Source organism: Serratia sp. PL17, assembly GCF_017832355.1.
Lineage (GTDB): Bacteria > Pseudomonadota > Gammaproteobacteria > Enterobacterales > Enterobacteriaceae > Serratia.
Map to the genome: position 1 here is coordinate 1,063,360 of NZ_JAFIBY010000001.1, position 20,696 is coordinate 1,084,055.

The 20,696-nt window shown below is 52.7% G+C and carries 16 protein-coding genes and 1 other RNA gene; 10 read left to right on the forward strand and 7 right to left on the reverse strand.

What is annotated here, in order from left to right; translation table 11 throughout:
* Positions 1–19: 19 nt before the first annotated feature.
* Together JOE25_RS05275 and JOE25_RS05280 are read right to left on the reverse strand one after the other, a co-directional pair.
* Positions 20–1,066 (reverse strand): 3-deoxy-7-phosphoheptulonate synthase, encoded by a 1,047-nt coding sequence (locus JOE25_RS05275; RefSeq protein WP_037418629.1) that lies wholly within the window; start codon positions 1,064–1,066, stop codon positions 20–22.
* Between the two features lie 329 nt (positions 1,067–1,395).
* A complete protein-coding gene (locus JOE25_RS05280; RefSeq protein WP_209633031.1) occupies positions 1,396–2,217 on the reverse strand; it encodes a pyruvate, water dikinase regulatory protein in 822 nt (273 codons plus the stop codon).
* Between the two features lie 529 nt (positions 2,218–2,746).
* On the opposite strand from JOE25_RS05280, the gene ppsA reads away from it, so the two are divergent.
* Positions 2,747–5,125 carry a phosphoenolpyruvate synthase gene (gene ppsA / locus JOE25_RS05285; protein ID WP_209633032.1) on the forward strand — a complete coding sequence of 793 codons (2,379 nt, stop codon included), beginning with the start codon at positions 2,747–2,749 and terminating at the stop codon, positions 5,123–5,125.
* A 111-nt stretch (positions 5,126–5,236) separates the two neighbouring features.
* Here the strand turns inward: ppsA and rprA are convergent.
* Positions 5,237–5,347, reverse strand: an RNA gene (gene rprA / locus JOE25_RS05290) — antisense sRNA RprA.
* Positions 5,348–5,608: 261 nt separating this feature from the next.
* The gene (gene ydiK / locus JOE25_RS05295; protein ID WP_209633033.1) at positions 5,609–6,709 is read right to left on the reverse strand and encodes an AI-2E family transporter YdiK; all 1,101 of its coding nucleotides are present in this window, start codon (positions 6,707–6,709) and stop codon (positions 5,609–5,611) included.
* Positions 6,710–6,961: 252 nt separating this feature from the next.
* Between ydiK and JOE25_RS05300 the strand changes: the two genes are divergently transcribed.
* Positions 6,962–10,018 carry an FAD-binding and (Fe-S)-binding domain-containing protein gene (locus JOE25_RS05300; RefSeq protein WP_209633034.1) on the forward strand — a complete coding sequence of 1,019 codons (3,057 nt, stop codon included), beginning with the start codon at positions 6,962–6,964 and terminating at the stop codon, positions 10,016–10,018.
* The gene (menI, locus tag JOE25_RS05305; protein WP_209633035.1) at positions 10,015–10,431 is read left to right on the forward strand and encodes a 1,4-dihydroxy-2-naphthoyl-CoA hydrolase; all 417 of its coding nucleotides are present in this window, start codon (positions 10,015–10,017) and stop codon (positions 10,429–10,431) included. Before JOE25_RS05300 ends, menI begins: the two co-directional genes overlap by 4 nt.
* Positions 10,432–10,482: 51 nt before the next feature.
* Here menI and JOE25_RS05310 read toward each other — a convergent pair whose 3' ends face one another.
* Entirely contained in the window at positions 10,483–10,887 is a 405-nt protein-coding gene (locus tag JOE25_RS05310; protein ID WP_037418867.1) for a hypothetical protein, read from the reverse strand.
* Between the two features lie 555 nt (positions 10,888–11,442).
* On the opposite strand from JOE25_RS05310, the gene sufA reads away from it, so the two are divergent.
* From sufA to JOE25_RS05345, 7 genes are all read left to right on the forward strand, one after another.
* Positions 11,443–11,814 carry a Fe-S cluster assembly scaffold SufA gene (gene sufA, locus JOE25_RS05315; protein WP_037418650.1) on the forward strand — a complete coding sequence of 124 codons (372 nt, stop codon included), beginning with the start codon at positions 11,443–11,445 and terminating at the stop codon, positions 11,812–11,814.
* A 14-nt stretch (positions 11,815–11,828) separates the two neighbouring features.
* Positions 11,829–13,325, forward strand: coding sequence for a Fe-S cluster assembly protein SufB (sufB, locus tag JOE25_RS05320; protein ID WP_037418869.1), 1,497 nt, complete (start codon positions 11,829–11,831; stop codon positions 13,323–13,325).
* 42 nt (positions 13,326–13,367) lie between these two features.
* Positions 13,368–14,114: a Fe-S cluster assembly ATPase SufC gene (gene sufC, locus JOE25_RS05325; protein ID WP_209633036.1), complete on the forward strand. Its 747-nt coding sequence runs from the start codon at positions 13,368–13,370 to the stop codon at positions 14,112–14,114.
* Positions 14,089–15,375 carry a Fe-S cluster assembly protein SufD gene (sufD, locus tag JOE25_RS05330; RefSeq protein WP_209633037.1) on the forward strand — a complete coding sequence of 429 codons (1,287 nt, stop codon included), beginning with the start codon at positions 14,089–14,091 and terminating at the stop codon, positions 15,373–15,375. The genes sufC and sufD overlap by 26 nt, the downstream gene beginning before the upstream one ends.
* Positions 15,372–16,592: a cysteine desulfurase SufS gene (sufS, locus tag JOE25_RS05335; protein WP_209633038.1), complete on the forward strand. Its 1,221-nt coding sequence runs from the start codon at positions 15,372–15,374 to the stop codon at positions 16,590–16,592. Before sufD ends, sufS begins: the two co-directional genes overlap by 4 nt.
* Before the next feature lie 95 nt (positions 16,593–16,687).
* Positions 16,688–17,101 (forward strand): cysteine desulfuration protein SufE, encoded by a 414-nt coding sequence (sufE, locus tag JOE25_RS05340; protein ID WP_209633039.1) that lies wholly within the window; start codon positions 16,688–16,690, stop codon positions 17,099–17,101.
* Positions 17,102–17,393: 292 nt separating this feature from the next.
* Complete coding sequence (locus JOE25_RS05345; protein ID WP_209633040.1) at positions 17,394–18,407, forward strand: L,D-transpeptidase family protein; 1,014 nt, start codon at positions 17,394–17,396, stop codon at positions 18,405–18,407.
* Positions 18,408–18,551: 144 nt separating this feature from the next.
* Here the strand turns inward: JOE25_RS05345 and JOE25_RS05350 are convergent, their stop codons facing one another.
* The gene (locus JOE25_RS05350; RefSeq protein WP_004943717.1) at positions 18,552–18,788 is read right to left on the reverse strand and encodes a major outer membrane lipoprotein; all 237 of its coding nucleotides are present in this window, start codon (positions 18,786–18,788) and stop codon (positions 18,552–18,554) included.
* Positions 18,789–19,096: 308 nt separating this feature from the next.
* Positions 19,097–20,509, reverse strand: coding sequence for a pyruvate kinase PykF (pykF, locus tag JOE25_RS05355; RefSeq protein WP_037418669.1), 1,413 nt, complete (start codon positions 20,507–20,509; stop codon positions 19,097–19,099).
* Positions 20,510–20,696: the final 187 nt, after the last annotated feature.

Consider the following 20,696-nt stretch of genomic DNA (forward strand, 5'->3'; position numbering starts at 1 on the left):
GGGCGCCCCGGTGAGTGGCTCAGAAGCGGGTATCTACCGCATCCGCGAGCATAGCCAGCAACTGTTCGCTGTCGGACCAGCTCAGGCAAGGATCGGTGATCGACTGGCCGTAGGTCAGCGGTTGTCCGGCAACGATTTTCTGTGTGCCTTCTACGAGGAAGCTTTCTGCCATTACGCCTGTGACAGCGACAGAACCTGCACGGATTTGCTGGCAGACGTTTTCTGCCACTTCCAACTGGCGACGATGCAATTTCTGACAGTTACCGTGGCTGAAGTCGATCACCAGGTGTTCCGGCAGGTCGAATTCACGCAGGCTATCGCAGGCGGCAACGATGTCGGTTGCATGATAGTTCGGCGTTTTGCCCCCGCGCATGATGATATGGCCATACGGATTACCACTGGTCTGATAGATCGTCATTTGCCCGTGTTTGTCCGGGGACAGGAACATATGCCCGGCGCGTGCGGCACGGATGGCATCTATGGCAATACGGGTGTTGCCGTCTGTCCCATTCTTAAAGCCTACCGGGCAAGAAAGCGCCGAAGCCATCTCGCGGTGGATCTGGCTTTCGGTAGTGCGTGCGCCAATGGCACCCCAGCTGATCAGATCGGCAATGTATTGGCCGACAACCATGTCGAGGAATTCGGTGGCGGTAGGCAGGCCGAGTTGGTTCACTTCCAGCAACAGTCTACGGGCCATTTCAATGCCACGATTCACCTGGAAAGTTCCATCCAGTGCAGGGTCGGAGATTAAGCCTTTCCAACCCACCACGGTGCGCGGCTTTTCAAAATAGGTACGCATCACGATTTCGAGGCGATCCTGATAACGGATGCGCAGGGCATTCAGCCGGCCGGCATAATCAATGGCGGCGTCAAGATCATGGATAGAACAAGGGCCGATAACCACCAATAGACGGCGATCCTCACCGGTCAGGATTTTTTCAATTCGCTTACGTGACGCCGTCACGTTATCAGCGATTTCCGCCGAGATCGGCAACGTCTCTGCCAACGCTTGCGGCGTCACGAGGCTGTCGATGCGCGCGGTCCGCAGTTCATCTGTTTTGTGCATGATTTTCTCTAAAGATTTTTCTTCGCTGCGGCCGGAGTGCCGGGAAGTGATGGCGATCACAATAACGTAAAAACCGATGAATTCAACCGTAGAAACTGTGTTCTGTTGATCAAAGCCGCGAAAAAAAGCGCAAAAATGATGGGCTATGGAGGAATAATCAACAGATGGCAGGGGAGAGCCTCTGCGATTAGCATTCAAATCTGCTGCCGGTAGAATTGTCCTTCCAGTGATTTGCGGGGGCGAATACGTTTGCCGCGATTAACGCGGGCGCAGCATGCCGTGCCCCTTCAATCATGTCAGGTGCCTGTCCGTAATGTAGAGGGTACAGATCAGAACATACGGCGGCTCATACCCAGAATATCCAGAATCTTGGTTGAGATTTCTTCTACCGAATAGTTGGTGGTATTCAGATATCGGATCTGATTCTTGCGGAATAAAGCTTCGACTTCTGCAAGCTCCATACGGCACTGGCGTATTGAGGCATAACGGCTGTTTTCGCGCCGCTCTTCACGGATCGCGGCTAAACGTTCCGGGTCAATCGTCAGACCGAAAAGCTTGTGCTGAAACGGTTTCAGCGCGGCAGGCAGATGCAAATTGTCCATATCGTCAGCGGTAAACGGGTAGTTGGCAGCGCGAATCCCGAACTGCATCGCCAGGTACAGGCTGGTGGGGGTCTTTCCGCAGCGGGACACGCCAAGCAAAATCACCTGTGCCTGATCGAGGTTGCGTAACGAGATTCCGTCATCGTGTGCCAATGTGTAGTCAATGGCGGCAATACGTGCGTCATATTTCCCAAGGTTGCTGGCCGTCAGTCCGTGGGTGCGATTCGGTACCGGCGTCGGTTCCACACCCAGCTCACCCTGTAACGGACCAACCAACGCTTGCACGATATCCTGACAAAAGCCTTCGCTCTGAGTAATAACATTGCGCACTTCCGGCGATATGATCGAGTAAAACACCAGCGGGCGCACGCCGGTTTCACGATAAATCTCATTAATCTGCTGACAAACACCGCGGGCGCGCGCTTCAGTTTCCACAAAGGGCAGCGTAAATGTCGTGGCCGTCACTGGAAATTGCGACAACACGGCATGACCCAAGACCTCGGCAGTGATCGCCGTGCCGTCCGAAATATAAAAAACGCTTCTTTCCACCCTAGACTCCTTACCTGGAACAGTGACGTAATTTTCACGTCTGCTTGTTCTTATCATGGGCTCCAGGTAATCCAGCGGTAAAGAGGCGGGCAGAAAAATTGTGATAACGCGGTCAGAGTCGGTCATTAATCTGGCAAAAAGAGGGGGGGATGTCGGGTAAAAACTTCAGTGAAACACTATTTCAATTTTAATGAAGAGTTTAAGGTTATTTATCCTGCGTTATTATTCCGCATTGTGGTGTTATTTTGGTCTAAAACATGAATTTGAGTGTGGTTTTTAAAACTGAAGTTTAAAAAATACTTAATTTGTTGAGTTTTAAGCTATTAGTGCGGCAGGGAACGATTCCATCGCCATTTTCCCTGTCAGGAAGTTTTCCTAAAATCCACTTTCTTCGCCGGGTTGATCGATTCACCTTTCCATTTCCTATGGATCATTGTGCTAGTCTGATTCGGCGCCGTTTTGGCGGTGCTGAGAAAGCAAGCGAATTAAATCCGTCTATACCCTACTGATAGCAATAAGGATTGTCTCGATGTCCAACAATGGCCCAGACTTGCGTAATGTGCTTTGGTACAACCAGCTCGGCATGCACGACGTTGACCGTGTCGGCGGCAAAAATGCCTCCCTCGGTGAAATGATCACCAATCTTTCCGATTTGGGCGTGGCCGTGCCAAACGGTTTTGCCACCACCGCGCAGGCGTTTAACGATTTCCTCGAGCAAAGCGGTGTTAACCAGCGCATCTATCAGCTACTGGATCAAACTGATGTTGACGACATTGCTCAACTGACCAAGGCTGGCGCGCAAATACGCCAATGGATTATCGACACGCCGTTCCATGCAGAATTCGAGCGTGAAATTAATCTGGCTTACCAGCAGCTGGCCGACGGTGAACCCCAGGCGTCATTTGCAGTACGTTCATCGGCGACTGCGGAAGATATGCCGGATGCCTCTTTTGCCGGCCAGCAGGAAACCTTCCTCAACGTGCAGGGGATCGACGCCGTCATGGTGGCGATCAAACACGTATTCGCCTCGCTGTTTAACGACCGCGCCATCTCCTACCGTGTGCATCAGGGTTATGACCACCGCGGTGTGGCGCTGTCAGCGGGCGTGCAGCGCATGGTGCGTTCTGACCTGGCGTCTTCCGGCGTCATGTTCACCATTGATACCGAATCGGGTTTTGATCAGGTGGTGTTTATCACCTCCGCCTTCGGCCTGGGTGAAATGGTGGTGCAGGGTGCGGTAAACCCTGACGAATTCTATGTGCACAAACCGACATTGCTGAAAGGCAAACCGTCGATCGTGCGCCGCAACCTGGGTTCGAAAAAAATCCGCATGGTGTACGCACCTTCGCAGGATCACGGCAAGCAGGTACAAATCGAAGACGTGCCAGAGCAGCAACGCAATCGTTTCTCTCTGACTGACGAAGAAGTACAAGGCTTGGCCCATCAGGCACTGCTGATTGAAAAACACTACGGTCGCCCAATGGATATCGAGTGGGCCAAAGATGGCCATACCGGCAAGCTCCTGATCGTGCAGGCGCGTCCGGAAACCGTGCGCTCTAACGAGCAAACCATGGAGCGTTACCAGCTCAATGGTTCCAGCCCGGTGCTGGTGGAAGGGCGTGCTATCGGTCACCGCATTGGCGCGGGCCCGGTGAAGGTCATCCACAATATCAGCGAGATGGATCGTATCGAGCCGGGTGATGTTCTGGTGACAGACATGACTGACCCGGATTGGGAGCCGATCATGAAAAAGGCTGCAGCAATCGTCACCAACCGGGGCGGTCGTACCTGCCACGCGGCCATCATCGCCCGCGAACTGGGTATTCCTGCCGTGGTGGGCTGCGGCAATGCGACCGATCTGTTGAAAGAAGGTCAGAAAGTCACGGTTTCTTGCGCAGAAGGTGATACCGGCTTTGTTTACAGTGAGATGCTCGACTTTAGCGTGCAGAGTTCTGAAGTGACTGAATTGCCTAAACTGCCGCTGAAAATCATGATGAACGTCGGTAACCCCGATCGTGCTTTCGACTTTGCGCGTTTACCGAATGAAGGTGTGGGTCTGGCTCGCCTTGAATTTATTATCAACCGTATGATTGGTGTGCATCCGAAGGCCTTGTTGGAATTTGATCAACAAACCCCCGAATTGCAAAATGAAATCAAGGCGCTGATGCAGGGCTACGACCACCCGGCCGAGTTCTATGTGGGCCGTCTGACGGAAGGGATCGCGACGCTGGGTGCTGCGTTCTGGCCAAAGCGTGTGATTGTGCGTCTTTCTGACTTTAAGTCCAATGAATACGCCAATCTGGTTGGCGGTGAGAAGTATGAGCCGCACGAAGAGAACCCAATGCTGGGCTTCCGTGGGGCAGGTCGTTATGTCTCTGATAACTTCCGCGACTGCTTCGCGATGGAATGTGATGCGGTAAAACGCGTTCGCAACGAAATGGGCCTGACCAACGTTGAGGTCATGGTGCCGTTTGTCCGCACCGTAGCACAAGCGGAAGCCGTCGTTGCCGAATTGGCGCGTCAGGGTCTGAAGCGCGGTGAGAATGGCCTGAAAGTGATCATGATGTGCGAGATCCCATCCAATGCGCTGTTGGCGGATCAGTTCCTGGAACACTTTGATGGCTTCTCCATCGGCTCTAACGACATGACTCAGTTAACATTGGGTCTGGACCGCGACTCGGGTGTGGTGTCTGAACTCTTTGATGAGCGTAACGAAGCGGTGAAGATTCTGCTGTCGATGGCGATTCAGGCGGCTAAGCGCCAGGGTAAATATGTCGGTATCTGCGGCCAGGGTCCTTCTGATCACGAGGACTTTGCAGAGTGGTTGATGGATCAGGGTATTGATAGCCTGTCACTCAACCCGGACACTGTCGTACAAACCTGGGTTAATCTGTCGAAGAGGAAGTAATTCTCTGGCGTTGATTAATTGCTCACTCTAAAGCCGCGACCCTGTTGCGGCTTTTTTTATTTCTGAATGTAAATAAAAAGGGGCACAGGAATAATAATGACCAAAAAAAGAATAAAAAAAAGCCCATCATAGGAGACGGGCAAAGACTACACACAGCAATTCACATGTATGGCATTACATTGTTTGGAAATCTTGCTTTAAATCAGGTATTTGAAGCAATACATGGCAATAATACTAGATATTTAAACACCATTAGTCATTAAGAATCATCCTAATCAATATCCCTATCCCCCTTTATTTTTACCAGGCGTGATTATTATTGGGCTGATAAAAAGGTGTATTTATTCGGTATGTTCAATGCGTGCTCGAAAGAAAGTCACGGTGGTGATTTTATTATCGTGACCGGTTAATCCAAAAAACCAGGTGAGAGGCAGGGGCGGGGAAAGATCTCTGCCCGGCAGCCCGGGCAGAGTTTAAAGAGGGTTACATTTGCTCCAGATCTTTGGCGACCTCTTTTACATCGGCGGTGGGCTCTGGCGCTTCGCTCATCCAGGCAGTGAGTAAACGATAGGATACCGCCAGCACGACCGGGCCGATAAACAGGCCAATCATACCGAACGCGAGCAGGCCACCAATAACACCGGACAGGATCAGCAACATCGGTAAATCGGCACCCATGCGGATCAGAACAGGGCGCAGAACGTTATCCAGCGTGGCCACCACACAGCTCCAGACCAATAGCACGGTGCCCCAGGTTGTGTCCCCGCTCCAATACAGCCAGATGATTGCCGGCACCAGCACCAGTAGCGGCCCTAGCTGTGCAACGCAACAGATGAAGATCAGCACGGTCAGCAGCGTCGCGGCAGGAATGCCGGTTACTGCCAGGCCAATGCCGCCCAGGACCGATTGCACCAGCGCTGTCACTACAACGCCCAACGCGACTGCGCGGATTGCCTGCCCGGCCAATACCACCGCCGCGTCGCCGCGTGCAGCACCGAGACGTGTCGCAAAGTGACGGATACCCAGAGCAACTTGCTCACCGCGGGCATAGAGTAAAACGCTAAACAGCAGCATCAAGGTGCAATGCAATAAGAGGCGGCCAATATGCGCCGCTTGCGCGACAAACCAGGTTGCGGTCTGGCCGAAGTAAGGCTGGACCTTCGCGACCAGCGCCGTCCCCCCCGCGCTCACCAGCGTGTGGTAACTGGTATAGATCTTATCGCCGATCATCGGGATTGATTGTAGCCAGGCCAGATCGGGAATATGCAATTTTCCCGGCGTGCTAGCCCAGGCAACAACGGGCGCACTGTTGTCCACTACGCTGCTTATCAGCAGGGATATCGGCAGTATGAATAGCAGGATCAGCAGTATCGTCATCACGACGACCGCCAGTGAACGTCTACCCCAAAGTACTTTTTGCAACTTAATGAGCAATGGCCAAGTGGCGATGACCACCATGCCCGCCCAGGCAAAGCCGAGAATGAAGGGTTGAATGACCCAAAAACAAGCGACGATCATAATGGCGATAAATAGCACGCCAAAAATAATCCGTGGCAAATCGTATCGAGATTGCGGGATTGTCATGAATGGGTTCTCATCCTGGTAGGTTTAGTCCTTGGGACCGTTTAATCATGGTGCATATTGGTCAAAAATTACAGGGCGGCACACCTTTTGTTGCGGGCCATTCTGTGACAGGACAATTGCAATAATGTGCATGCCTTCACTAAACGAGTATGTTAGTTTTTATCTCTAATAAAAAATAGGGCGGGTCTGAATAAAGGCCTGATTCAGCGTTCATTAACGCATATAAAACAGACAGACAGGGTCAAAAATCGAATGATCCCACAGATTTCTCAAGCGCCCGGCCTCGTTCAGCGGGTGCTCGACTTTTTGGAAGCGTTAAAGCAAAACGGATTCAACGGCGATATCGCCACCAGCTACGCCGATCGACTGACGATGGCGACCGACAACAGTATCTATCAGTTATTGCCCGATGCCGTCGTGTTCCCTCGCTCAACGGCAGACGTGGCGTTGATTGCGCGTCTGGCGGCAGAGGAGCGTTTCAGTACGCTGGTCTTTAGCCCGCGCGGCGGGGGCACCGGCACTAATGGCCAGTCGCTCAATACCGGTATTGTGGTGGATATGTCGCGCCATATGAACCGCATCCTTGAGATCAACGTTGAGCAAGGCTGGGTCAAGGTTGAAGCGGGGGTCATTAAAGACCAACTTAACCAGTATTTGCGGCCGTTCGGCTATTTCTTCTCGCCGGAGCTTTCTACCAGTAACCGCGCCACGCTGGGCGGTATGATCAACACAGACGCCTCCGGTCAGGGCTCGCTGGTGTACGGTAAAACATCCGATCACGTGTTGGGCCTGCGAGCTGTCCTGCTGGGTGGGGACATGATCGACACGCGTGCTATGCCGACGCCGTTGGCGGAAACGATTGCTCGCGAAGATACGGTTGAAGGCCGGATTTACCACACCGTGCTCAATAGCTGTCGTGAGCAGCGCACACTGATTCTGGAAAAATTCCCCAAACTTAATCGCTTTCTGACCGGGTACGATCTGCGGCATGTGTTTAGCGATGACATGCAAACCTTCGATCTGACACGTATTCTGACGGGCGCTGAAGGGACGTTGGCGTTTATTACCGAAGCGCGGCTGGATATTACGCCATTGCCGAAGGTGCGCCGCTTGGTGAATGTCAAATACGATTCGTTTGATTCTGCACTGCGCAATGCCCCGTTCATGGTGGATGCCAAGGCTCTGTCGGTTGAAACCATCGATTCCAAGGTCCTGAATCTGGCTCGTGAAGACATTGTCTGGCATTCGGTGAATGAATTAATCACCAACGTGCCAGATAAAGAAATGCTTGGTCTTAACATCGTCGAGTTTGCCGGGGATGACAACGTGTTGATCGATCGGCAGATGGAGGATCTCTGTCAGCGGCTGGACGAATTGATCACCGAAAAGCAGGGCGGTGTGATCGGCTATCAGATCTGTGGGGATCTGGCCGGCATTGAACGAATTTATAACATGCGTAAAAAGGCTGTCGGGCTATTAGGCAACGCCAAAGGGCGCGCTAAACCTATTCCGTTTGCCGAAGACACCTGTGTGCCGCCGCAGCATCTGGCCGATTACATCGTCGAGTTCCGCCAGTTGTTGGACAGCCATAACCTGAGCTATGGCATGTTTGGCCATGTGGATGCTGGCGTATTACATGTACGCCCTGCACTCGATATGTGTGACCCACAGCAGGAAGTGTTGATGAAACAGCTTTCTGACCAGGTGGTGGCGCTGACGGCCAAATATGGTGGGTTGCTGTGGGGGGAACATGGCAAAGGGTTCCGCGCTGAATACAGCCCTGAATTCTTCGGTGATCAGCTGTTCCTGGAACTGCGGCGTATTAAGGCCGCGTTTGATCCGAACAACCGTCTCAACCCCGGTAAAATATGCCCGCCATTAGGTGTCGATGCGCCGATGATGAAAGTTGATGCCGCCAAGCGTGGCACGCTTGATCGCCTTATCCCGGTAGAGGTACGCACTTCGTTCCGTGGCGCGATGGAATGTAACGGCAATGGTTTGTGCTTCAATTTTGATGTACGCAGCCCAATGTGCCCGTCGATGAAGATCACCGGTAGCCGTATTCATTCACCCAAAGGTCGGGCGGCGTTGGTACGTGAATGGTTGCGTCTGCTTTCAGAGCAGGGCGTCGATCCGCTGGTGCTGGAGAAACAGCTGCCACAACAACGTCTCAGTTTCCGGACTCTGATAGAGAAAACGCGCAACAGTTGGTACGCCGGCAAAGGCGAATATGATTTCTCCCACGAAGTGAAAGAGGCCATGTCCGGTTGTCTGGCCTGCAAAGCCTGTTCTACGCAGTGCCCGATCAAAATTGACGTGCCGGGCTTCCGTTCGCGTTTCCTGCAGCTATACCACACGCGCTATTTGCGGCCGGCACGCGACTATATGGTCGCAGGGGTCGAGAGCTACACGCCGCTGATGGCGAAAGCGCCGAAAGTGTTCAACTTCTTTTTCCGCCAGCCCTGGGTTCGTGAATTGAGCCGTAACACGATTGGCATGGTTGATTTGCCGATGCTTTCCAGCCCGACGCTGCGCCAGCAACTTTCAGGTCATGGTGCCATGACCATGACGCTGGAGCAGCTTGAAGCGCTGAGCGTAGAAAAGCGCGAACAGTATGTCCTTATCGTTCAGGATCCCTTTACCAGCTATTACGACGCCAAAGTGGTGGCGGATTTTGTACGGCTGGTGGAAAAGCTCGGTTACCGTCCTGTGCTGTTGCCGTTCTCACCGAACGGGAAAGCCCAACATATCAAAGGTTTTCTGACACGATTTGCCCGCACCGCGCGCAAGACAGCTGATTTTCTTAACCGAGTGGCAAAGCTTGGCATGCCGCTGGTGGGTGTCGATCCGGCGTTGGTGTTGTGCTATCGCGACGAATATAACGAGATCCTCGGTGAGGCCCGCGGGGATTTCCAGGTACAACTGGTGCACGAGTGGTTGCAGCAGCGCTTGGCTGAACGTGCAGAGCAGCCTGCGACGGGCGAAGCCTGGTATTTGTTCGGCCACTGTACGGAAACCACGGCCTTACCTGCCAGCGGCCAACATTGGGCGTCCATCTTTGCACGCTTTGGGGCCAGGCTGGAAAACGTCAGCATCGGTTGCTGCGGCATGGCGGGAACTTACGGGCATGAAGTAAAGAACCTGCAGAATTCGCTCGGGATTTATGAGCTATCCTGGCATCAGGCATTACAACGTCTGCCGCGGCAACGTTGTCTGGCGACCGGCTATTCCTGTCGCAGCCAGGTCAAACGTATTGAGGGTAACGGTGTACGACACCCATTACAGGCACTTCTGGAGATGATTGAGTGAAACTGTGGAAACGAGAGACGACGCTGGAGCAACTAAACCAGGCCGGTGACGGATGTATGGTCAGTCATGTGGGGATCCAATTTACCCGACTGGAGGACGATTATCTCGAAGCGACCATGCCGGTTGATCAGCGTACCCGGCAGCCGTTTGGCCTGTTGCACGGTGGTGCATCGGTAGTGCTGGCAGAATCGATGGGGTCGATGGCCGGTTACCTGTGTAGCGAAGGGGAACAGAAAGTGGTGGGGTTGGAAATCAACGCCAACCATCTGCGCGCGGTATTTGAAGGCCAGGTGCGCGGCGTGTGTCGGGCGTTGCATGTGGGGCGTCGCCATCAGGTGTGGCAGATAGAAATCTTCGATTCACGCGATCGCCTGTGCTGCACTTCACGCCTGACTACGGCCGTTATCGACTAGGTTTACCCCGCAGGTAGCCTTACCTGCGGGTATTTTTGCCATTCAGTCAGTTCATAACTGAAAGGGCACCCGCTTAACGAAGTCTTTCTGGAAGGCATTGGCTTTCTCCCAAGTGCCTTCCATTGCATATTTTTGACAGATTAAGGTCAGAGTATGACGGGCAAAATGATAGCTCTGAACCCGGAACAGCTGACAACGCTGTGGGTTGTTGATCTCTACGATCAGCCGGTTATGCAGTTTGCTCAACGCGTGCAGATAGCTTTCATCATCACCGTTTTCCAGACACAGATTGGCCATATTCAGGCTGACACTGTTGTAGCGTTTCAGATGGTTGATATTGCACTCCGGCCGTTTAAGCGACGCCTCTGCCATGTAGAAATCTACCGTAGCGTCGCGCACGCTGAATTTATAGTCATCAATTTTGCCCAGCAGCCACGCATTCATCGAGATATTCATTTGCCCGTGCTCAATTAGAATTGAATGATAATCATTATCATATTTATTGGTGCGTTCGTGATCAATCATTCTGTTGAAATTTTTATCGCCAGCAGGGGATGCATTGGGGGGACAGCACCCCAACATAGTCAGTAGCGACTAAACTTTAATCAGGGATTGCCGCTTTTGTTGGGACGGACGGAAAGGCAAAAGAGGGGGAAAAGCCGTTAATTGTCGATAAACGCATTTTTAAGACAGACAAAATTCAGAAATAGGTATTTTCTATGAATGTTTAAATCGACATAAAAAGCCCGGTTCTGTAAAGCCTTCGCGCCAGCGGGTAAGGGGCATGGTATGACAGGATGTACAGTAAATTCATAAGGATAAAATGATTCCATTTCCGACCGGCAGCGCCAGACGCGCTGACTGTCCCACGCAGTTGCCGCACGCCAAAGCAAAAATCCGGGCTTTTGGCGGATAACCCCGCAAAACAAACGGTTGAAGTGATAATCGTTATCACTAACATAGTAGCAACCCAGATTGGCTGTGGTAAAACACGAGTGTGAGGTAGGCCATATGCAAACGGAAAATGTCGGCACTTTTTCTCTGGACGAAAATGTCTGGCAAGGCATTTTGCTCAGTGACAACGCCGTACAACAAATAACGAAACTAATGCAGCAGGATCCACAGGTGAAGGGGCTGCAACTCGGGGTCAAGCAGTCAGGCTGCGCCGGGTTTGCCTATGTGCTGGATCTCACCCGTGCTCCTGCTGACGACGACCTGCTGTTTGAGCGCGATGGCGCCAAACTGTATGTGCCGTTGAAAGCCATGCCGTTTATCGATGGCACCACGGTAGATTTTGTCCGTGAAGGGCTGAATCAGATATTCAAATTTAATAACCCTAAAGCTCAGCATGCCTGCGGGTGCGGCGAGAGTTTTGGCGTTTGAGCGATGCAATCAACATGACACGAAGCAATGTAGAAATGCCTAATGAAGTGCAGGCTTGGGTCAGCGAAGGTCGCTACAAAGAAGGTTTTTTTACCCAACTGGCCACCGATGAGTTAGCGAAGGGCATCAATGAAGACGTGGTGCGCGCCATCTCGGCCAAGCGTAATGAACCTGAGTGGATGCTGGAGTTCCGCCTTGAAGCCTACCGTGCCTGGCTGCAAATGGAAGAGCCACACTGGCTGAAAGCGAACTACGATCGGCTGAACTACCAGGACTACAGCTATTACTCCGCGCCCTCCTGTGGCAGTTGTGACGATGCCTGTGGATCCCAGCCGGGCGCAGAACAGCAACCGGGCGCACCGACCGATAACAACTACCTGACCAACGAGGTTGAGTTGGCGTTTAACCAACTCGGCGTCCCTGTGCGCGAAGGCAGTGAAGTCGCGGTCGATGCGATTTTTGACTCTGTCTCTGTCTCGACGACCTACCGCGAAAAGTTGGCGGAAAGCGGGGTCATTTTCTGCTCGTTCGGTGAGGCCATACACGAATACCCGGATCTGGTGCGTAAATACCTCGGTCGCGTCGTACCGTCCAACGACAATTTCTTCGCCGCACTGAACGCAGCGGTGGCTTCCGACGGGACCTTTGTCTATGTGCCGAAGGGCGTACGTTGCCCAATGGAACTGTCGACGTATTTCCGTATCAATGCCGCTAAAACCGGTCAGTTCGAACGCACCATACTGATCGCCGATGAGGGCAGTTATGTCAGCTACATCGAAGGCTGTTCGGCGCCGGTACGCGACAGTTACCAACTGCATGCCGCGGTGGTAGAAGTGATCCTGCACAAGGATGCCGAAGTGAAATATTCGACAGTGCAGAACTGGTTCTCTGGCGGTGACAGCAAGGGAGGCATCCTGAACTTTGTGACCAAGCGCGCATTGTGTGAAGGCGCAGGTTCAAAAATGTCATGGACTCAGTCGGAAACCGGCTCGGCAATCACCTGGAAATACCCTAGCGTGATCCTGCAGGGGGATAATTCTATCGGTGAGTTCTTCTCGGTAGCCCTGACCAGCGGCCATCAGCAGGCCGACACCGGCACCAAGATGATCCACATCGGCAAAAATACCCGTTCAACCATCATCGCCAAAGGTATCTCTGCCGGACACAGCGAGAATACCTACCGTGGCCTGGTGAAGATCCTGCCGGGGGCAGAAAACGCGCGTAACTTTACCCAGTGCGACTCGATGTTGATTGGGCCGGACAGCGGTGCCCATACCTTCCCGTACGTTGAAGCGCGTAACAACAGTGCCCAGTTGGAACATGAAGCGACGACATCAAAAATTGGCGATGACCAACTGTTCTATTGTTTGCAGCGCGGCATTAGCGAAGACAATGCCATTTCGATGATTGTTAACGGATTCTGTAAGGACGTGTTCTCTGAGCTACCGCTGGAGTTCGCCGTCGAGGCGCAGAAGTTATTGGCCATCAGCCTGGAACACAGCGTGGGCTAAACGCCGGATTTACAGCGCGACAGCGCGATCTAAGGACACTGCATGTTAAGTATCAAGAATTTAAAAGTCAGCGCGGAAGGCAACGAAATCCTTAAGGGATTGAACCTGGAGATTAAACCGGGTGAAGTGCATGCCATCATGGGGCCGAATGGTTCAGGCAAGAGCACGCTTTCGGCAACGCTGGCGGGACGCGAAGAATATGAAGTCACCGAAGGTGAAGTGACCTTCAAAGGTAAGGATTTGCTTGAGCTGGACCCGGAAGATCGTGCGGGTGAAGGCGTATTCCTGGCCTTCCAGTATCCGGTGGAGATCCCCGGCGTCAGCAACCATTTCTTCCTGCAAACTTCGGTTAACGCCGTACGCAAATACCGCCAGCAAGAACCGCTCGACCGTTTCGACTTCGCTGATTTTATCGAAGAAAAAATTGAATTGTTGAACATGCCACCTGACTTGCTGACCCGTTCGGTCAACGTCGGTTTCTCTGGCGGTGAGAAAAAACGTAATGACATCCTCCAGATGGCGGCGCTGGAGCCGGATCTCTGTATTTTGGACGAAACCGACTCCGGTTTGGATATTGATGCGCTGAAGATTGTCGCTAACGGCGTGAACTCGCTGCGTGATGGTAAGCGTTCGTTCATTATCGTTACGCACTACCAACGTATCCTGGACTACATCAAGCCGGATTACGTCCATGTTCTTTCTCAGGGGCGCATCGTCAAGTCCGGCGATTTCTCTCTGGTGAAACAGTTGGAGGAGCAGGGCTATGGCTGGCTTACCGACGAACAATAACGCGCGCGCGCTGCAACAACTGTATAGCCTGTTTGAAGCACGCGGTGGTGAGCACTCTGCCCATGCATTGGCACACTGGCAACAGGCTTTGCGCTTGGGGTGGCCGACGCGCAAGCATGAAAACTGGAAATACACACCGCTGGAAGGTTTGCTTGAACAGCAGTTCCTTGAGCCACCGGTGGAGCCAGTCACTGCCGCGCAGTTGGATGCGTTGGCGCTGGCGATTGATGCTTATCGGCTGGTCTTTGTTGACGGGCGTTTTTGTGCGGCGTTGAGCGACAGCGACCTGGGTGATTATCAGTTCGACATCGCACCCTACGGGACGTTACAGGCGCTACCCGAACCGATCCAGCCCGAGATCTTTCTGCATCTGACGGAAAGCCTGGCGCAGGAAACCAGCATTGTTCGCGTGGCCGCCGGTAAAATCGCGGCGCGACCGCTGTATCTGCTGCATATCAGCAGCGGACGCGGGGCTGAAGGTGAGGTGAATACCGTGCATCACCGGCATCACCTTGATATTGCGCGTAATGCGCAGGCCGAGGTGATAGAGCATTACGTCAGCCTGAACCAGGCTGCGCATTTCACTGGCGCGCGCCTCACCGCTAACATCGGTGATAATGCTCAATTGAACCATTGCAAGTTGGCATTTGAGAGCCAGCCGAGTTACCACTTCGCCCATAACGATCTGGTGATTGGCCGCGATGCACGGGTGAAGAGCGACAGCTTCCTGTTGGGGGCTGGGCTAACACGGCATAACACCAGCGCACAGCTTAATGGTGAAGGCTCTAATTTGGTGATCAATAGTCTGGTATTGCCGGTCGGTAAAGAGGTGTGTGACACCCGTACTTACCTTGAGCATAACAAAGGCTATTGCGAGAGCCGCCAATTGCACAAAGTGGTGGTCAGCGATCGCGCCAAAGCGGTATTTAACGGCATGATCAAAGTGGCAAAACACGCGATTAAAACCGATGGGCAGATGACCAACCATAACCTGTTGCTGGGTAAGGTGGCGGAAGTGGATACCAAACCGCAATTGGAAATCTATGCCGACGATGTGAAGTGCAGCCATGGCGCTACCGTTGGTCGTATCGATGAAGAGCAGCTGTTTTATCTGCAATCGCGCGGCATTGACAAGCACGCGGCGCAGCAGATGATTATCTTTGCTTTTGCCGCTGAGCTGACTGAGGGGATTGGTAACGATCTCATCCGAGAATCGGTACTGGCACGCATTGCGCAGCGCCTGCCGGGGGAGGCCGCATGAGTTTTCCGATTGAACGGGTACGCAGTGAATTCCCGCTGTTGGCGCGTGACGTCAATGGCCAGTCGCTGGCTTACCTCGACAGCGCTGCCAGCGCGCAAAAGCCGCAGGCGGTGATCGATCGCGAGTTGGATTTTTATCGTCATGGCTATGCGGCCGTTCACCGAGGCATCCACACCCTGAGTGCTGAAGCGACGCAGGACATGGAAGCGGTGCGTGAAAAAGTAGCCGCGTTTATTAATGCCGCTTCGGTTGAAGAGATTGTGTTCGTTAAAGGCACCACCGAGGGCATTAACCTGGTGGCTAACAGCTTTGGCCGTCATTTCCTGCAACCCGGTGACAGCATTATCATCACCGAGATGGAACATCACGCCAATATCGTGCCTTGGCAGATGCTGGCGAAGGAACGAGGACTGAACCTGCGTGTTTGGCCGTTACAGCAAGACGGCACCTTGGATCTGGCACAATTGCCTGGCCTTATCGACGCCAGCACCAAATTGCTGGCGTTGACCCAGGTTTCCAATGTGTTGGGGACGGTGAACCCGGTACGCGACATTACGGCGCAGGCGAAGGCCGCAGGCCTTAAGGTGTTGATCGACGGGGCACAGGCCGTGATGCACCAGCAGGTGGACGTACAGGCGCTGGACTGTGACTTCTACGTGTTTTCCGGCCATAAGCTGTATGGGCCTTCCGGTATTGGCATTCTTTATGGCAAGCAGTCACTATTGCAGCAAATGCCGCCGTGGGAAGGGGGCGGCTCGATGATTCAGCAGGTCAGCCTGACGCATGGCACAACCTATGCGGAGCCACCGTGGCGCTTTGAGGCGGGCTCACCCAATACCGCAGGCATCATGGGATTGGGGGCGGCGATCGATTACGTGAATGCGCTGGGGCTGGCAGCGATTGGTGATTATGAGCAATCATTAATGCATTACGCACTGGAAGCGCTGCAGCAGGTGCCTACCCTTAAAATCTACGGCCCGGCAGAGCGCGCCGGTGTGATCGCCTTTAATCTGGGTGAACACCATGCCTATGATGTTGGCAGCTTCCTGGACAAGTATGGTATCGCTATTCGCACCGGGCACCATTGCGCGATGCCACTGATGGCGTTCTATAATGTGCCGAGTATGTGTCGCGCTTCATTGGCTGTCTACAACACGAGGGACGACGTGGATCGGCTGGTGGCCGGGTTGCAGCGAATTCATAAACTGCTGGGATAGGGGCGATCAGCGTGCATAGCCGCCGAGTGAATGAACGTCTGTTGTATAAGACATGGGGTCGGCATGCCGGCCCCTAAATTATTGAAAGGATCCTCATGGCGAACTTGCCGGACAAAGATAAGTTAGTGCGTAATTTTTCCCGTTGCCTTAACTGGGAAGATAAATATCTGTATGTCATCGAACTGGGCGCGAAGCTACCGGCACTGGACGACAGTGAGCGTCAGGCGGGAAATCTGATTTCCGGTTGTCAGAGCCAGGTGTGGATTGTGATGCGGCTTGACGAGCAAGGGCACGTTGAGTTTCATGGTGACAGCGATGCGGCGATTGTAAAAGGACTGCTGGCAGTGGTGTTTATTCTTTATCACCATATGACCCCAGAGCAGATTATCGCATTGGATGTTCGTCCGTTTTTTGCCGAGTTAGCGTTGAGCCAACACCTGACACCTTCACGTTCGCAAGGGTTAGAAGCCATGATCCGTGCAATCCGCGCTCAGGCTGCCAAGCTCTGATGTGCGCTAAGACTCATTGATACGTTGCATGTTTTCTTGTGTCAGTGAGTCTTTACAAAGACCTGCCCACCTCGCCATTCATCCCGCAAATTAGTGACATATCAGCAGTTTACCTATTGACGTTCTGTTGACAAATGCATAAAGCGATTACGTTATAACATGTTGATTTTTAGAGGACTTATTGCCTTTGACGTCAGCATTGCTAGTATTAATCAGGTCTTGTCTGATTTACCCGCGGCCAGGCGCCAGATAGCCTTGTTGCCGAACCGTAATAAGCATAATAGGGATGATAATGAAACGTGCGTTGAGTTTAATGGGCATGCTGTTTGCCACCGTACTGACCGGCACCCAAGCCGCCAGCGCGAGCGAATACCCGCTGCCGCCGCCAGATAGCCGCCTGATTGGCGAAAACACCACTTATACCGTGCCGAACGACGGGCGTCCGCTGGAGGCCATTGCGGCCGACTATAAGATTGGTCTGCTGGGTATGTTGGAGGCCAACCCCGGTACAGACCCGTTTCTGCCGAAGCCGGGCACGGTATTGACCATCCCGACCCAAATGCTGCTGCCAGACACCAAGCGTGAGGGGATTGTGGTTAACCTGGCTGAGCTGCGTTTGTACTACTACCCGAAGGGCGAGAACAAGGTCATCGTTTATCCTATCGGTATCGGTCAGACGGGGATGCATACGCCGCTGCAGGTGACGTCTGTCAGCCAAAAAATCCCGAACCCGACCTGGACACCGACGGCTAATATTCGTAAACGCTATCAAGAAAAAGGTGTGACGTTGCCTGGCGTGGTTCCGGCCGGTCCTGATAACCCAATGGGGCTGTTCGCCATGCGCTTGGCGATGGGGCACGGTGAGTATTTGATTCACGGTACCAACGCCAACTTTGGTATCGGCATGCGCGTCAGTTCCGGTTGTATCCGCTTGCGGCCAACCGATATCGAGGCGCTATTCAATATGGTACCGCGTGGCACGCGGGTTCAGGTGATCAACGATCCGGTGAAAATTTCCGTTGAGCCGGACGGTAAACGCTATGTTGAAGTGCATCAGCCGCTGTCGAGAGTCGAAAGCGATGATCCGCAAACCATGCCGATCGCACTGTCTAAAACCGAAAAAGCGTTTGTTGGCGATGCACAGACCGATAAGGCCATGTTCGACAGTGCGGTTATACGCCGCTCTGGCATGCCGGTGCTGGTTAACCTTGGTCAGAACCCATCTGAGGTGAGTTTAACGCCTGTAGCCTCGCAGGAAGCGAATAAAGGCTTATTCAAAGGGGCACCCATCAGCTCTGTGAATTAAAATGTGCTTATAACGGGTATTACTGAGGGGTTCAGCGTGCTGAGCCCTTTTTTTTGCCTGGTGGCAAGAGGGGATTCATCGAGGGGATCAACAGACAAAAAAAACGGCGCACAATGTGCGCCGTTTTCATTAACCGAAGCTAACTTACTTTTTGTAAGCGTGAGCTTGGTTGTCCAGGCGCTGGTTAGCACGTGCTGCGTCGTCTTTAGCTGCTTGAACGTCAGAACGGATTGCGTTCACGTCGTTGCTCAGCTGGTCAACTTTAGCGTTCAGAGTCTGAACGTCAGAAGACAGTTGATCGATTTTAGCATTGCTAGAGCAGCCTGCCAGCAGAGTGGAACCCAGGATTACCGCGCCCAGTACCAGTTTAGTACGATTCATTATAACACCCTCTAGATTGAGTTAATCTCCATGTAGCGTTACAAGTATTACACAAACTTTTTTCGAAAGAGAATAATTTTTTTGTATTGGAGTGCTTTATTTTGATCGTTCGCTCAAACTTGCATCTTCTTTTGAAAAATAGTTAAAAAATGTAGGGAAAACAGCCGGATTCCATGGGACAACTCCGATTTGTAATTAGCCAAATAATGAGCAATCGATGGTTGCGTTTTTGATAAAATAGTTTACTAGTGCTAAAAAAAACGCCGCAAAGCGGCGTTTTTGTCAAAATAATTATGTCACGTTTTATATTAGAGCACGTGAACCGAGGCCGTATTGGTGGTGCCACTTGGTACCAGTGCACCAGAAACCATCACCACAACGTCGCCTTTTTGTGCAAGACCACTGGCCAGTGCCGCTTCTTTACCAATGCGGTAGAAATCGTCGGTGGAGGCGATTTCCTTAACCATTTGTGGAATCACGCCTTTGCTCAGAATGAGCTGGTGAGCGGTGACTTCATTGGTGGTCAGCGCCAGGATCACAGCGTTAGGGAAGTATTTACGCACGGACTTGGCTGATTTACCGCCGCTGGTGGCGACGACGATCAGTGGTGCATCCAGCTTTTCTGCGGTTTCAACCGCGCCGCGGCATACCGCTTCGGTGATGCGCAGTTTACGGTTGTCATTCAGGCTGTCGATACGGCTTGGCATCACGCGATCGGTGCGCTCACAGATGGTCGCCATGATGGTAACGGCTTCCAGCGGGTACTTACCCTTGGCGCTCTCACCTGACAGCATGACGGCGTCGGTACCATCCAGAATGGCGTTGGCAACGTCGCCAGCTTCTGCACGGGTAGGGCGCGGGTTTTTGATCATGGAATCGAGCATCTGCGTGGCGGTGATGACCACTTTGCGTGCACGGTTACATTTTTCAATCATCATCTTCTGCGCGAAGATCACTTCTTCTACCGGGATTTCCACACCCAGGTCACCACGAGCAACCATGATGCCGTCAGAGGCTTCGAGGATCTCGTCGAAGTTGTTCAGGCCTTCCTGGTTTTCGATTTTAGAGATGATCTGGATTTGCTCGCCGCCGTGGGCTTTCAGGTGTTCACGGATTTCCAGCACGTCTGAACGTTTACGGATAAAGGACGCAGCAACGAAGTCTACGCCTTGCTCGCAGCCGAAAATCAGATCGCGCTTGTCTTTTTCTGCCAGTGCAGGCAACTGAATAGAAACGCCCGGCAGGTTAACGCCTTTGTTTTCGCCCAGGTCGCCGCTGTTCAGTACCTTACAAACCACTTCGTTTTCGGTCACGTTGGTGACTTCCATACCGATCAGACCATCGTCTACCAGCACGGTGTTGCCGATTTTCAGGTCAGCACTAAAACCTGCGTAAGTGACCGCGACACGTTCATTGTTGCCGATAACGCTCTGATCGGTAGTGAAAGTGAAAGTCTGACCTGCAACCAGTGCGGCGTCTTTGCCGCCTTCCAGTTTCATGGTGCGGATTTCCGGGCCTTTGGTATCCAACAGGATACCTGCGTTCTGACCGGTTTTCGCCATTACGGCACGCATGTTCTTGATGCGGTTGCCGTGTTCTTCATAATCACCATGTGAGAAGTTCAGGCGCATTACGTTCATGCCGGCATTCAACAGGTTGGTCAGCATTTCTTCCGATTCGGTTTTTGGACCGATGGTACAAACAATTTTGGTCTTTTTCATGACGGATTTTTCTACAAGTTGTGATGGATAAAGAAACGAATAAAACCAGCGGTCAGGCCACTGATAAGGGATTTGAGTCGTGCCTGGTGATACAAAACAAAGTTAAGGATAGGTGACCAGAGTCGAAATGGGGCGGAAAAATTCAGCCCGCGCCGGGATGCGGGGATGCTGCGCAACGAGATGAGGT